The sequence below is a fragment of the Parvularculales bacterium genome (assembly GCA_036881865.1).
Taxonomy (GTDB): domain Bacteria; phylum Pseudomonadota; class Alphaproteobacteria; order JAPOUT01; family JBAJNM01; genus JBAJNM01.
Window position 1 is genome coordinate 1 of the sequence record JBAJNM010000053.1, and the last position, 14,759, is coordinate 14,759.

Here is a 14,759-nt window from a genome sequence, read left to right on the forward strand (position 1 = left end):
CAGGTCGCTCGCGCGTATACGGGAGAAATGGCGCTGGTTCGGGTTCATCAGAAACCGGCTGCCGTCTTCATTGACGGCAAGACTGAAATGATTGGCAACGGCTTCATGCAGATTATACTTCACGGCCCACCGAAAGGCACATGCCAGATCGACACGGTCATCGTAATGGTCAATGTTGGTGCGGTCACGCCGCATTGTAGTTACGCTCATCTGCTACCTCCATCATGTGCGGCCGGTAAAAAGTGCCGACGGAACCGACCGTCACCGCCCTTAAGTGTGTGGGCAATTCCCACTGCTTGCAAGACCTTGTATGGGTTCATAGTAAATGAAACTCATGCGACCTTGTCAGCTTGTGCTTCGTTAAGGTACTCCATGGGTGTCAATCCGTGCAAGGTGTAATGAGGCGTAATGGGGTCGGCAGGTGTTATATTCACCTCCACCTGACGCATCTGAAATCCTTAGTCCGGAGCGGGAATATTAGATTTTCCTGCGGTGCGGTTCTGTGTTTTGGCTCGCTCTGCATAATATGCGGCCAGGACGTGAAAGGCGGGCTTCTTAGTGATTTTGTCTGCGGCGATCAGACCTTTGCGGTTGAATCCGCGCTGATGGATACCCTGGCGTCGTTCCACCCTGAAGTCATAGAGAATCCAGGGACTCATGCCTATGACATAATCCAAATTCTTCAGGATATCGATTTGCCGGCGATAAACTTCAGCCTGATAGGCGAGGCTGAAAAGCCCGGTTTCGGGACCCGAGATATGATCTCCATCAGCCCCCATTTCAGTGATCACCACCGGGCGGTCGGGATTGGAATTGGCACCTATGGCTTCGAGGTCGCTGAAGCTCTCTTCGTACCAGCCGTAGTATTCGTTGATGCCAATGACGTCGATATGTGCCGTTAGCCGGTCTTCGATAGTCAGCGTCCGGTGGTTGATCAGACATGCGGCCGCAGTCAGGCGGCTGGGATCTTCCGTCCGGGCGGTGTTTGCCAGCCCCTTCATAAAGTCAAGCCGTGCATCAGTGTCAGGGTTCTCATTGCCAATCGACCATATGATCACACTGGCGCGGTTACGATCCCGCCGGATGAGCTCGCGCAGTTGGTTTTCCGCATCATCCCGTGTTGCCGGATTGGTAAAATCAATAGCCCAATAGACGGGAATTTCCTCCCAGAGCATCAAGCCCATCTCGTCGGCAATCTTGGCGGCAAGCTCATGGTGGGGATAATGCGCTAATCGAAGGAAATTGCATCCAAGTTCACGGGCATGGGCAAAGCGGCGGCGGATGTCGTCCTCACTTGTGACCTTGCCCATGGTTTCATCGTCTTCGTGCACACTGATCCCGCGTAAAAATATCGGCTTCCCATTCAGCAGGATTTTGGTGCCTCGCCTTTCAATCCGGCGGAATCCGACCCGGTCGGTGACGCGATCATCGCCAGAAGTCAAGGTAACGTCGTAAAGTACGGGGTTCTCGGGAGACCAGAGATCGGGTTTTGCATCAAGATTAACTTCGGCGCGACCGTCGGTCAGGGGCAGTGTGGCCGTGAGATGAAGCGCCGGGATGTCCAGATGCGCCTCGGTTGCGGGGCCGTCCACGGCGACCTCAACCCGGAGGCCATCATCGGTCAAATACACAAAAAAGTCCCGGATTACCGTTGCCGGCGTCTCGAATAAATCGACCTCGCGGTAGATGCCGCCATAGTTAAACCAATCGGTGTTTTGCATTGGAACCCGATGTGGAGTCCGGCGGTTGTTTACACAGAGCATCAGCCAGTTCTCACCGCTCGTTAGCGCCCCGGTCAACTCGACGCAAAAGGGTGTCGATCCGCCATAATGATTGCCGAGAAAATGGCCGTTGAGAAAGACTTTGCAATCATATTGAGCGGCCCCGATGCGTAGAAAGAGACGCTTGTCCGGTCCGAGCTCATAGTTAAAAGGCCGCGTGTACCAGGCGGAGCCTTCAAAAAAATACCATCGCTCGCGGAGCATTTGCCAACATGACGGTACCGAAACAGTTTCGCCCTCAAAGGGATCATAATCCCAAGGTTCGGTCCGCTCGGCTTGTGGGATCGGGGACATGGCGAACCATTTCTGGCGAATTCCGGTATCGAGCAGGTCGACGCAGAAATTCCAATCCCCATTGAGCGACTGACCGGTCCGCCCGCCGATAAAGATCAGCGTCTCGGTGTTCAGGTTTTGCAGATTATAGGGTCGGTCGTAATCTTCGTCATGAAGCGACGAAAGAGCGTTTTTAGCAAGATCTGAACGCTCAAGCATTAAGCGTCTCCGGGGCAGTTAGGATTGCAGCAAACTGTGTCATGGTCGAAGTGATCGCGCAATGGGAAGAGACCGGTCGATCGGCAAGGACACGCGTTCCCCGGTGCGGTCCGAATGGTAAATGGCAGACACTAATTCAATGGCGGCGATTCCTTCGGTAATCGTGACTTCCCGACCGGGACGTCCTTCAAGTGCGTCAGCAACCGCCTCAAAAAACCCGGCATAGCCCTCAAGTGCACGAGGAGCGTTCTGCACCACGGCATCGACCTTGGCCTGCATTGATGATGGATCACGTGCGGTGAAGGTCCAGCCCTCGCGTCCGGGTGCATAGGGCACATCTCCGCTTTCGGCAGTGAGGTGCTCGTAGACCAGTCGCATCCGCGTTGTGTCGGTGGCCGCCCCGAGCGTGATCGAGGAATTTGCGAGTGCGCCATCGGCCATCAGGAACGAAATGGCTGCACAATCCTCGGTTTCGATGGGATTGGCACGGGTCGTCACCACGGCCGCCACCTCGGCCACAGGTCCGAAATGATGCGTCAGCAAGTCGTGGGCATGGATTGCGTGGCTGAGTACAGCACCGCCTAGTTCGCGCTCCCACGTGCCGTGCCAGTGGTTGGAATAATACTCTGCGTCCCGACTCCAATGGGTTTCGATGGCGGCAACCAGGGGGCGCCCCAACAACCCCGCCGCACGTAATGCGGACAATTGATAAAGCGAATTGCCGTATCGGTATTGAAACACAGGGAACACCCGGGCCTTTGATCGCGCTTCGGCTTCAGCCAGTTGATCAGCTTCGGCCAGCGACCCGGCTACAGGTTTTTCCACAATCACATGTTTGCCGGCCTCAAGGGCACGAATGGCAACGGGCACGTGCATCGCGGGCGGAAGGCAGATATCGACAATATCTATGCTTGTGTCGGCGAGAACATCCTCAATCTCGGTCGTAGCGCGAGCACCTGTCGATTCGGCATGGCTTAAGGCAAGGTCATGGTTTATGTCGCAAATCGCTGCGATGCGAAACCGGTCGGATAGCCGGGTGTAGCCATTGATATGCTCGCTTCCTATCCCGCCACCCAATATGGCCACGTTAAGCGTCATTTAAGGCTCCCAGGCGTGTCGCACCCGCCTGCGCCTGAAGTGCAAGCTCCATGACTTTGAAGCAATGGGTCTGAGACATCGCAGTTTCACCCCGGTTTATTACATCATCAATCAATTGGCCGAAATAGGGAAGCGGTGCATCCGAGGCGTCGATATACTCGCACCGGCTGCCATTGACCAGGATAAGATGATCGGTTCCCTCGCGTCCGGCGACATCCACGTATTTGCGGAGTTCTATATAGCCTTCTGTCCCCAGTATGGTCAGGCGCCCGTCGCCCCAGGTCGGCAAGGCATCAGGTGTGTACCAATCCACGCGGATATAACCGCTGCCCTTATCCGAACGCAGCAGGATTTCCCCAAAATCCTGAAGTCCGGGTGTTTCGGGATTGGCAAAATTGCCAATCGTTGAAGACACGATTTCGGCGTCGTCCGAGCCGGTGAAATAAAGAAACTGATCGACTTGATGCGAGGCGATATCCGTCAGAATGCCTCCATAGGCGGCAGCGTCGAAAAACCAGTCGGGCCGTGTGCCGGGATTCAACCGGTGCGGACCCAGTCCCACTGTTTGAACCACTTTACCGATTGCGCCATCGGCGACAAGTTCGCCGGCGCGGCTCACGGCGGGGACCTCGAATCGTTCGGAGAAATCAATTGACCAAATCCGGCCGGTCTCGGCCACGCAGGCGCGCAGCGCGGCCAATTGCTCAAGCGTCGTACAGCCCGGCTTGTCGGTCATCACGTCCTTGCCCGCCCTCATCGCCTTGATGGCCAGATCAGCCCGTCGCGAGGGGATATCGGCAATCAGGATCATGTCGATCTCAGGATCATCCAGGAGCGTCTGCTGATCCGAGATTCGCGGGATGTCAGGAAAGCGTTCCAGGAACCCCGCCATCGGCTGGGGGTCTCCTTCAGTGTACCAGCCTTTACAGGTGCATCCGCAGGCCTGCATTCTCTCCAGTTGGCCATAAATATGCCGATGATCGATCCCGATCACCCCAAGTGTCAGACTCACGTCAATGTCTCCATGTCTATGCGACGCCCCTCGCGGGACGACAATTCCAGGGCTGCGATCAGCCGGTGAACGTCGAGCGCCATCGCACCGGTAACCCTTGGGTCACGGTCCTCTGAAATTGCGTCGGCGAAATCGGATATCACGGATTGGTGCCAGTCGAAAGGGAAGGCCATCGGATCGGCTCCGCCCCCTGTCCCGGATGCCTCGCCCCCGAATGTCTCGGCCCGTCCGTCCCGCCAATGGACGGTGAGGACACCTGATTTCAACGTTGCCGCGGCATGGTCGAAATCGAATTGCAGGCTTTCAGCCTCACCGGGGAAGCTTGCCGTGCTGGCAAAAAGTGCGCCAACAGCCCCGTTGGCAAAATACATCGCCCCAGCCGTGACGTCTTCGGATTCCATATTGTGAAGGGGCGTTGTCGCGCAGAGTGCCTGGACTGAGATTACCGGGCCGGACAGTGATAGCATCAAATCAAGAGTGTGGATGGCCTGGCTGATCATAACGCCGCCACCGTCACGGGCGTAGCTGCCGCGGCCCGGCTCATCATAATAGGCCTGATCACGCCACCAGGGCACATTGGCGCGGACTATGCGAACCGCTCCCAGATCACCGGATTGAATCATCTCGGCGAGTTTTTCCGAAGCTGCGCGGAACCGATGCTGGAATACAACCCCCAGGCGCACATCGGCATTGTCACAGGTCTCAACGATGGTTTTCGCACCCGCCAGATTCCGCTCAAGGGGCTTCTCCGACAAAATATGCTTGCCCGCCCGGGCAAACCGGTCAACGATCTCCTGCCGGGCATTTGGCGGTGTGATCAGGAGAAGCGCGTCGACGCGCGGGTTGTCAGCCAGAGCATCAAGATCGGGAGTCGCGGCAAATCCATACTCTTCGGAAAATGCCTGACGACTCTCGGGGGTGCGGGCAAATGCCCCGATAACGTCGATCCGGTCCCTGAGCGCCTGCAATGCCAGAGCGTGGGGTCTGGACGCCATACCCAGGCCGACTACAGCCAGTCCGAGTTTCTTGCTCATCATGCAATCCCGTTCGCGAGCGTCTTGCCATTCTTGTCGAAGATGTGCAGGTTTTTCCGGTCAATACGGAGTGCGACCTCCTGACCACTGCGGACAGACAACTGGCCGGGCCGGTGAACGGTGATGTTGGGGAGTCCATCGGCATCGCAATAGAGATATGTTTCGCCACCCAATTGTTCGGCCAGGGTGAGGTTAGCGATCAGATCAGCATGGCTTGTCTTTGTCACTTCCAAGTGCTCGGGTCTTATGCCGATGAAACATTTGTCGCCCGCAGCCAGTCCGGCAACAGCAGGGACGTCGAGGGCGCAGGAACCCGCCTTCAGGACAAGACCGCCCTTGCCCTTGCCCTTCCCGGCGATCGCTTCAAAGATGTTCATCTTTGGCGATCCTATAAAGCCGGCAACGAAGGCGTTTTGCGGTTTGTTGTAAAGATCAAGAGGTGTTCCGGCCTGCTCGATCCGGCCGTCCTGAAGAACCACGATCTTGTCGGCCAGCGTCATCGCCTCCACCTGATCATGAGTAACATAAATCATCGTGCCGCCAATATCGTCGTGTAGTGCCGCAATCTCCTTGCGCATGTTCACGCGCAACTCGGCGTCCAGATTTGAAAGCGGCTCATCGAAGAGAAAAGCCTTCGGGTTGCGTACAATTGCCCGTCCGATTGCCACCCGTTGCCGTTGACCGCCGGACAGGGCCTTGGGTTTCCTGCCCAGATAGGCTTCGAGTTGCAAAAGCCGTGCGGCATTGTTCACCCTCTCATCGATCTCGGCCCGCGGCATGTTTGAGTTTTCCAGCCCGAATGCCATATTTTTGTATATCGTCATATGCGGGTATAGCGCATAGGACTGGAACACCATGGCCAGGCCCCGCTCTGATGCGGGGATCCCGTTTACGGTTTCGCCGTCGATGACGACTTCTCCGCCGGTCACATCGGCAAGGCCGGCGATGATCCGCAGCAAAGTGGATTTTCCGCAACCTGACGGTCCGACAAAAACGCAGAATTCGCCCGAGTCCACCGCCAGATCGACTCCGCGGATGACTTCCACCGGGCCAAATGACTTTTTCACATTTTTTAATCGTATCTCAGTCATTGAACTCCCCTTATTTCCTATCGACTGCGCATTGCTGCGGCTTGTTTCGGTTCGGCCCGCTGCATGCGGAGCGGCGGGTGTCCATTCAGAATTTTGCTGATATCGTCCAGCATTGCATCACGGAGCCGGATATATGATGCTTCGATCCCGCCGGCCAGCTGTGCGGAAAAAAGTGTATTGCCGGCCCGGCGCCAGGGGCTGTCCTTCGGTGCCGGTTCTTCCGGAAATACGTCCACAACAGCGCGAAAGGCTCCTGAGCTGGCAAGATCCAGGAAGGCTTCGAAATCGACAATCTCCGCTCGCGAGACCAAGACTACTGTGGCGTCCTGGCGTATTTTGGATAGCAGCGCGCGGGTCAGGAAACCCTCGTTTTCAGTGGTCACCCCTGCCAGCAGGAACAGCACGTCGGATTGCGATATCGCCTGATCGAGATCCGCCGGCTCAACCTCTTCAGAACGCAGGTACTCGTCCGATAGCCAAGGGTCGTGGACGCTTAGGCTGACGTCGAAGGGGCGGAGCAAAGGGGTCAATGCGCGGCCAAGGTTGCCATAACCCACCATCGCGACTTCGGCGCCAAAGAGCGACTTGGCCCGCTGATTTCCAGCGATGCCATAGGACTCTTTTCCTGTGCGGAAGAGTAAGTCAGCATCGTTAAGACCGCGCAATGAGGTAATGGCCTGTCCCAGGCAATATTCTGCTACCGCCGGGGCCATCGCCGGAGCGGCCGACAAAACGTGAATTCCGCGCGACTGGCATTCTTCGTAATCGATATTCGCCTCCCAGTTTGCCTTCACATTGAGTATCGCGCGGAGGTTCCGCGCGCGTTCCAGGCGCGCACGGTCCATCGCCGTCTGACCGATCAGGATGGTCATCCGGTCAAGATTGGCCTCTACCAGATCGTCGGGTGCGCGTGACCCCCAATGGGCGACGACATCGCCCAGCCGATCGAGTTCCGCCGCGCAATCGGGCGTGTAGACCATAGCCTCGTTGCGCGGATACGGGTCCATGAAGATCAGGGGTCTGATCATTTCATCCCCGTTGAGGCAATGCCGGTGGTGATGAATCTCTGAAGGAATGCAAAGACCAGCGTCACCGGAATCAGCGTAACCACCGTCATCGCCAGAATGTAATGCCATTGCACGTCCAACTCGCCCTGAAAGGCGTTCAGCCCCACCTGTAATGTGTAGACTTCGGAGCGGTTCAGTACGATCAGGGGCCAGAGGAATTCATTCCACCGCCACATAATTGAAAAGATCGCCAGAACCGCGATTGCCGGCATTGTCAGCGGCAGGACGACCTTCCAGTAGATCCTCCACTCGCTGGCCTTGTCCATCCGCGCAGCCTCGATCAACTCCTTGGGAATGGTCAGCATGTATTGGCGCAACAGGAATACCCCTGTCGGCGTTGCAGCCCCGGGCAGGATCACCGCCCATAGCGAGTTGATCATGCCCATCGAGGTCACCACCAGATAGACCGGCACCAGAATTACCGTGATCGGGATCATCAGTGTTCCGATCACGAACAGCATGATCGCATTGCGGCCCCGGAATTCGTAGATCGCAAGACCGAAGGCCGCCATGGAATTGATGAGCAGGGTCACCAGAGTCGCAATTGCGGTCACAACCACCGAATTGTAGAGATATCTGGTGAAGTCGAACCGCTCCAGCGGGTCTCGGTAGTTGTCCCAGGCCATACGGAATTCGCGCACCTCAGAGCGCTGATCGATCGGAACTTGAATTGTTTCACCCGGATTCTGAGGGTCAACCATCTGGCTGACGATCCCGATGCGGCGAATCTGGGCCAGTTGTGTTACCGTGCCGTCCTCCTGCTTCACCTCGTAGAGCGGCAGTGGTTTCTCATAGCCTTCCACCTGCACTTCGATCTGCCCAAGCGGCAGAAAGGTGGGCGGAAACTCCAGTAAGGCAGACGAGGTTTTAAAGGATGACAGCACCAGCCAGACCACCGGTCCGAACATCAGGAAAATGCCGAAGGCCAGATAAAAATAAGTAAAGACATCGGTCCAGTGAAGCCGACCCTTCCCGCCGCGCCTGGCGGTCAAAAGGCTGCCGATGGTGCGGACGGGTTTGGCGGAAATGTCAGGCATCGTCCTTCCTCCGGGTTGCGGCCAGCTGAGCCATGGTTAGGACGAAGAGCGCCACCCCTAGAACCACAGATGCGGCAGAAGCCAGACCAAAATTCTGCACCTGGTTGGTGAAACCGGTATTGTAAATGTACTGGACGATGAATTGTGTGGCTGTACCCGGGCCACCACCGGTCAGCACGAAAACTTCATCGAAAATCTGAACGCCCTTGATCAGCGCCAGCACAATCACCACAAGCATGTTGGGCCAGAGGAGCGGCAGAGTGATCCGCCAGAAGACACGCTCTGAGCTGGTGCCGTCCATTTCGGCGGCCTCGTAGAGATCAGGGGGGATCGCCTGCAAACCGGCCAGCAGGATCAGGGTGTAAAAACCCATATGGGCCCAGATCGAGACGAAGATCGCCCAGAACATCGACCATTCGGGACTGACGAAGAACAGAATCTTATCCAGCCCTATTGAGACGAGGAATGCGTTCAGGATACCGTCGCGCAGCAGGATCCACTTCCAGATAAGCGCCACAACAACCGGCGATAACAGGACGGGGAAGAAAAACACTGCGCGGAAAAATCCGCGGGCGCGTATTTCGCGATTCAGGATCAGTGCGGTGATCAGCGAGAACAGGACCATGAAACTCACCTGGAAGAAGACGAAGACAAGGGTGTTGTAAATGCCTTTCCAGAACCGGTCCTCACGGCAGGTTTGGGGGTCCGTAATGTTCTCGCATTCCAGCAGGAAGCCATATTGCTCCGTGCCGACGAAAGGCCTGTCGGACGGAAAGAGCTGGATACCTCCGGTCAGTGAGTAAAAGAAATTTATGAAGAGGGGCAGGATGACGAAAAGGCCAAAAAACGCCAGATTCGGGAGCAAAAAGATCCAGGGCATTTTCCTGACGCCGATGCCCCGTTGGATTGCGGCAAGCGGCAGCTCGAGCATCCGGAACAGTAACCGGACAGGGGCACCCGCAAGACCGGCAAGACGGCCAGTGAATGTAAGATCGCTGTCCTGCGCCAAGGTGTCCTCCCGCAATCAATGCGCCCTGGCCCGATATCGGGCCAGGGCAAGTTTGTAGATTAGTTGCGTTCCTTTTCAGCCAACTCTTTCTCAACGTCGGAAGTCATCCGCTCATAGGCTTCGTCAAGCGTCAACTCGCCGACAATGGCTTCGTTCAGACGCGAGATCAGCGCATTGAACATCACCCGGTTGTTGGCGTAGCCCTGCAGGTCGAAGGCCACTGGCGAGATACCGGGCACAGCGGCAGAGAAGGTCGACAATGCATGCTTGGCACGAGGGTCGTCGGTGTCAAAGTCCACGCCGCTCTCCGCCAGACCGAGATGGCCGGGGATAAAGAGCGTCTTGCCGTAGAATTCTGACAGTTGCTTCTCCTGAGCGAGGAAGTCCATAAGTTTGGCGACTTCCTCGGGATGATCGGTCCCTGCAAGTCCGACTAGTGCCGCACCGCCAGGCATACCGGTACAGGCGGCAGGTCCGCATGGTGCGGGAACAGCCCACCAGTCAAAGGCATCGCCGATCGTCTCGGCGAATTGCGGGATCTGCCAGGATCCGGACATATACATGACTGTCTGTGCGTTGGCGAAGTCCTCGTTAGCGCCAAGATAAGCCGAGCCGGAGACCGAACCCCAGAGATCTTTGGACATGGTGCCGTCCTGATGCCAGTCATAAAGACGCTGTGCCATTTGCTTCAGGCCATTGTCCACCAGTGCGGGATTGCCGGCTGAATCGAACATCTTCGCGCCCATGGCAATTGCCGGACCGGAAACACGGTGCCCGGAACGGTCCCAGGCCATCGGGATCGGAATGTCCAGCTTGTCGGCCACCTTGTTCACCGCAGTGGCGTAGTCGTCCCAGGTCGCTTTATTGCCGGGCAGCGCGACTCCCGCCTGCTCGAAGAGGGTCTTGTTGATGTATGGACCGGTCACGGTCAACTGGGTCATGAAGCCGTTGATGGCATTCCCATCGGGATCCAGCCACTTCAGGAAAGGGCCGAAATTGGTCCGCCAGTAATTGGCGTCCTTAAGATAAGGTGTCATGTCGAGGTAATGTTCCGACAGGCCGCCGAGGTCGGTGACACGCGCAAGGTCGGGGCCTTCACCCGCGGCCAGCTGCACCGGCAGGCTTTCGATAATGGATTTGTAGGGCACCACATCGAGCACGACGGTGATGTCGGAATTTTCAGCCTCGAAACGATCCAGAAGCCCTTGCATGACTTCGCCTTCGATGCCGTCATTGTACCACGTCATCCGCAACTCGGTATCAGCAAGCGCGGCTCCCGTGGAGAGTCCGAGCGCCAGAGCGCAGGTTCCCAAAAGCAGTTTAAATTTACCAATCATAATTTCCTCCCATGAATGGTTTGAGTGTTAAGCCCGTAGCCGGGCCGTCGAATTCATTTTCGAAAGCGTATCGGAATCAACGTAATCGGTCAAGGACGCTGGGACAGGACACCGGGACCCGGTCTTGTCAGGTCAAGATGTTCGGTAATTTCGCCTCAAAGAGCAGATCGGGTGCCGGCCCCGAACGGAAATTGCATATCCGCACATTGCCCGTCGGTATGAGCTGCGCCAAGCCTGCACCAAGCCTGTTGCACGATTTTCCCCGGGCTTCTACTCTGGAGTTCTGGTGTACCTACTTAGCGGGGGCGGCGTAAATGCAATCTTTAACAAGAGCCGGGTTAAGACGCCTTCTTTGCCTCAAAGACATTGTTTCCCCTAACGGGTCGGTGGTCGGGGAGTATATCGAAGGTAAAGTGCGGATACGGCATTATCAGCTCGGTCCGGGCCGCATACCCGCACTTTCCATCGCGCCTGTTCGGCATGAGCCCGGATCTTGTGCCGTGCTCTACTGTCATGCCCACGGAGGTGCCTACGGGATCGGGAAATCCGAGTTGCTTGAGGGCCGGCCTGCGCTCCTGAACCCGCCCCTGGCACGTGCCATCGCAGAGGCGGGCGCGGTAGTTTTTTGCGCCGATATGCCGGGGTTTGGTGAGCGCCAGCCGGAAGGATCCGAATCCGCACTCGCTAAGTCTGCTCTTTGGACCGGGCAAACGCTTCTTGGCCAAATGGTCAGTGATCAGCTTCTCGCCCTTGCTGTTCTCATTGAGCATGAGAAACCCTCGCGGGTCGCGACCCTTGGCATTTCAATGGGGGGTACGCTTGCCTATCTGGTGGCTGCGCTGCGTGAAGACATCGCGGCAGTAGCGCATCTCTGTGTTTTCGCCGATATCGCCCCGCTGATCGAAACCGGAGACCATGATCTTCATGGGCCGTATTTGACGATCCCGGGGTTGCTTCCTGCATATGATATGAGTGACATTGCCGCTTTGGTGACGCCAAGGTATCAACTTGTGGCGACTGGAGGCGGTGATCCGCTAACCCCGGACAGCGCCTATGAATGCGCAATGGCGCGACTTACAGAAGCCTATGGCGATCATCCCGAACGTCTGACGATCATTCGCGATAAAAACTCGGGACACTGCGAAACCGAGCTCATGCGCGAGGCGGTTTTGGCTTTTCTTGCAGCGCGATTTGAAATGACACCTTAAAATGAGGGGAATGTTCTTCCCTGAGAGCAAGATTTACCCGGCTTTCCCTCCTGTTGTCGATCCTTGCATCATTCGCAACGGGGCTTATGTCGCCCCCGAATCGCCGGGGTTTTCAATTGAAATGAAAGCCCGGAGCATTTCCGATAACACGTTCCTGCCGGCAATCGAAGAGGCCGGTAAGTAGTTCCTGGAACACCTCCGGGCAAATGTTGAAAAAATGCCAGATCTGCCTTATCAACATGAACGGCGGAAGAAATGATTTAGGTCGTCAAGGCGGGGTATATCGTATCATGCCTTCGGCGGGATGACGCCTTTTCTGAACATAAAGCACCCGTAGAAGCGGCGTTCACCCGTTTGAATGACACAATGGGCCATGCGCGCCAAATCGTAAAAAGCAAAGCGCTCCACTCCGATCATCGGACGGGATTTGCCTTCGGCACTGTCGATGACGGCCTGCACTTCAGCCTGTACGGGCGGAATTTCACCGGGGGAGTCGACCATTTCCATACGGCAGGCGAAATCATCGACGAATGTATCAAGCGGAAGGACGGACAGTATCGCTTCGGCGGTTTCCGCAGAGGTGAGGTTCTCCATCTGCAGCAACCGGCCGACAGAAGTGTGTTTTGCCACGGAGAAGGCCGGAAAATTCGTATCGCAGATAATGATCATATCACCGTGTCCGGCCGACCTCAGCGCATGCAGAACATCGGCGTTCAACCTGTTATCAAGTCCCTTGAGCATCTACTTTTCTCCGCACAGCTTGAGTCTTTCGGCAACTGCACCTGCAAGTGCCGCATGCGCCTCCGGCTCAAAATGGATCCCATCCACTTCGGATACGGCAATACTTTCTGCAGCCATCATTGTCCCGTAACCCGCACCCGATAGCAAATCAGGAATACAGCGCTGCATCTGCTGTGATTTTGCAGCCCCGCCGATGAACTTCTCCGCAAGACAACCGGTTTCTATGATCGGCGGAGGGCAGATGAAGAGCATCTCCGGTGCGTCGCCGCCGGGTCCGGCTTCGGATTGCGATATCGTCTCGGCGATCTTGATCAGGGACAGTCCGATATCAAAGGCGGTGACAGAAAACCTTGCCTTCAGGTCGTTTGTTCCAAGCATAATCAGGATCATGTCGATGGGCTTGTGGCTTCTCAGAACCGCTGGCAGATAAGCCAGTCCGTTCAGGAAACACCCCTCGATGGGATCATCATGTAGCGTAGTGCGGCCGGGCAGGCCTTCTTCGATGACCTGCCATGAGGTGCCCGTTTGTTTTTGCAGGCGCTGCGGCCATCTGATCCCGGCATCGAACCGGTTACCGCCGGAAATGTCCGCCATGGGCGAGGTACCGTGGGTGTTGCTGTCGCCGAAGCAGACCAGGGTTTTCATGACAAAACTTCCTCTCATATTGTTGTTCGGCTGAGAAAATATCAATTCCCAAATGACTTGATGTTATATCCTCAAATACAGTTGGGGGTCAGGCCGTTCCCCTGACCGGGCGGTCATTGGCGATGTTGAACGTCATGCCGTCAAGGAGTTCAGCCAGATCCGGGCGCGCCGCCGGTCCGTTGGAGATATCGACTAGCATCAGGGATCCGTCCGGGCGGATACCGAATGCGCCGGGTTCTGAAAACAGACCTGTTGTTTCCGCTTCCGAGAGAGGCTCGGAGACATAAAGTCCAAGCTGGCGCATCTGCGCCTCACTCATACCGTAGCAAAGATCGAAACTCCAGCCGAACTCCTCCTTGTCCGCCAGCGCTTTCTCTTCGCTGTCGGCGGAAACGACGACGACGTCCAAAATGTCCGTCCAGTCGGAAAGTGTGTCATTCAATTTATTCAGGAAGCGTTTGCAGCGCGGGCAATGTTTGCCGCGGTAGACAAACAGCATCGTCCAGCGGTCCTTTTCCCCGCCGATGGTAATCGTCCTGCTTTCTCCTGCAATGGGAAATTCGAATTCTCCGATTGGAGTGCCTGCTTGTGGTTTTCCCGAATTCATCTGTCACCTCTGACATTATCCTTGATGTGGTAAGATTTTAAGAGTCATGTATCAGATTCTTATCCTGGCTTGTAGTCCCGGTTAGCTTCGGGGTCATCATAAGAAGGGGTGAGATGCCCGATATCCTTCCAAAGGGCTTCCGGAATCTCAGTTTGCGCCCAGTCAAGCGTCTGTGCCACCCTCTCGGGTTTTGTGACGCCAACGATTGTCGATGTGACCCGGGGATCCCGCATGGAAAATTGCAATGCAACAGCACCTGGAGCCACACCGTGCCGGGTGCAGATATCCTCGACTTCCTTGACCGGGGCCAGAGTTTCCGCCGTCGCGGGCTGATAGGTCACTTGCGGCATCTCAACACTGCCTTTTGCGAGAACGCCGCCTGCATATGGGGCTGCATTGAGGACCGCAATGCCGCGCTTGGATGCGTCGGTGAATAACGTATCGGCACTGCGGTTCAGCACAGTCCACCGGTTGTGATTGATAAGCGCATCGAAAGGTTTCTCGCGTAAAATTAGCTCCATGACATCGAGCTTGCCCATGGCCAGACCAACGGCATCGGCGAGACCTTCTTCCTTGAGTTTAAATAATTCATCCAGAGCG

Annotated in this window: 15 protein-coding genes; 1 reads left to right on the plus strand and 14 read right to left on the minus strand. The window is 56.3% G+C overall.

All coding sequences use genetic code 11. From position 1 onward, the window contains the following. The 10 genes from V6Z81_09355 to V6Z81_09400 form a co-directional block, all read right to left on the minus strand. Positions 1-210: class II aldolase/adducin family protein (locus V6Z81_09355; protein ID MEG9862669.1), on the minus strand; the 210-nt coding region annotated here is incomplete at its 3' end. Positions 211-458: 248 nt separating this feature from the next. After that, positions 459-2,273, minus strand: a complete 1,815-nt coding sequence (locus V6Z81_09360; GenBank protein ID MEG9862670.1) for a glycoside hydrolase family 2 TIM barrel-domain containing protein — start codon at positions 2,271-2,273, stop codon at positions 459-461. A 39-nt stretch (positions 2,274-2,312) separates the two neighbouring features. After that, a complete protein-coding gene (locus tag V6Z81_09365; protein MEG9862671.1) occupies positions 2,313-3,371 on the minus strand; it encodes a Gfo/Idh/MocA family oxidoreductase in 1,059 nt (352 codons plus the stop codon). Continuing rightward, positions 3,361-4,383: a Gfo/Idh/MocA family oxidoreductase gene (locus V6Z81_09370; GenBank protein MEG9862672.1), complete on the minus strand. Its 1,023-nt coding sequence runs from the start codon at positions 4,381-4,383 to the stop codon at positions 3,361-3,363. Before V6Z81_09370 ends, V6Z81_09365 begins: the two co-directional genes overlap by 11 nt. Next, entirely contained in the window at positions 4,380-5,420 is a 1,041-nt protein-coding gene (locus V6Z81_09375; GenBank protein MEG9862673.1) for a Gfo/Idh/MocA family oxidoreductase, read from the minus strand. The genes V6Z81_09370 and V6Z81_09375 overlap by 4 nt, the downstream gene beginning before the upstream one ends. After that, positions 5,417-6,508, minus strand: a complete 1,092-nt coding sequence (ugpC, locus tag V6Z81_09380; protein ID MEG9862674.1) for a sn-glycerol-3-phosphate ABC transporter ATP-binding protein UgpC — start codon at positions 6,506-6,508, stop codon at positions 5,417-5,419. The genes V6Z81_09375 and ugpC overlap by 4 nt, the downstream gene beginning before the upstream one ends. Positions 6,509-6,525: 17 nt before the next feature. Beyond that, complete coding sequence (locus tag V6Z81_09385) at positions 6,526-7,536, minus strand: NAD(P)-dependent oxidoreductase (GenBank protein MEG9862675.1); 1,011 nt, start codon at positions 7,534-7,536, stop codon at positions 6,526-6,528. Further along, complete coding sequence (locus V6Z81_09390) at positions 7,533-8,612, minus strand: carbohydrate ABC transporter permease (GenBank protein MEG9862676.1); 1,080 nt, start codon at positions 8,610-8,612, stop codon at positions 7,533-7,535. Before V6Z81_09390 ends, V6Z81_09385 begins: the two co-directional genes overlap by 4 nt. After that, a complete protein-coding gene (locus V6Z81_09395) occupies positions 8,605-9,621 on the minus strand; it encodes a sugar ABC transporter permease (protein ID MEG9862677.1) in 1,017 nt (338 codons plus the stop codon). The genes V6Z81_09390 and V6Z81_09395 overlap by 8 nt, the downstream gene beginning before the upstream one ends. A 59-nt stretch (positions 9,622-9,680) precedes the next feature. Beyond that, the gene (locus tag V6Z81_09400; protein ID MEG9862678.1) at positions 9,681-10,958 is read right to left on the minus strand and encodes an ABC transporter substrate-binding protein; all 1,278 of its coding nucleotides are present in this window, start codon (positions 10,956-10,958) and stop codon (positions 9,681-9,683) included. 314 nt (positions 10,959-11,272) lie between these two features. Between V6Z81_09400 and V6Z81_09405 the strand changes: the two genes are divergently transcribed. Beyond that, positions 11,273-12,166 carry an alpha/beta fold hydrolase gene (locus V6Z81_09405; protein MEG9862679.1) on the plus strand — a complete coding sequence of 298 codons (894 nt, stop codon included), beginning with the start codon at positions 11,273-11,275 and terminating at the stop codon, positions 12,164-12,166. A 288-nt stretch (positions 12,167-12,454) separates the two neighbouring features. Here the strand turns inward: V6Z81_09405 and V6Z81_09410 are convergent, their stop codons facing one another. The 4 genes from V6Z81_09410 to V6Z81_09425 form a co-directional block, all read right to left on the minus strand. Beyond that, positions 12,455-12,907, minus strand: a complete 453-nt coding sequence (locus V6Z81_09410) for an RbsD/FucU domain-containing protein (GenBank protein ID MEG9862680.1) — start codon at positions 12,905-12,907, stop codon at positions 12,455-12,457. Then, entirely contained in the window at positions 12,908-13,552 is a 645-nt protein-coding gene (locus V6Z81_09415) for a GDSL-type esterase/lipase family protein (GenBank protein MEG9862681.1), read from the minus strand. It abuts the gene before it with no gap. Between the two features lie 88 nt (positions 13,553-13,640). Continuing rightward, positions 13,641-14,159, minus strand: a complete 519-nt coding sequence (locus V6Z81_09420; protein ID MEG9862682.1) for a redoxin domain-containing protein — start codon at positions 14,157-14,159, stop codon at positions 13,641-13,643. Positions 14,160-14,218: 59 nt separating this feature from the next. Then, on the minus strand, positions 14,219-14,759 hold a 541-nt coding region (locus tag V6Z81_09425), incomplete at its 5' end, for an aldo/keto reductase (protein ID MEG9862683.1).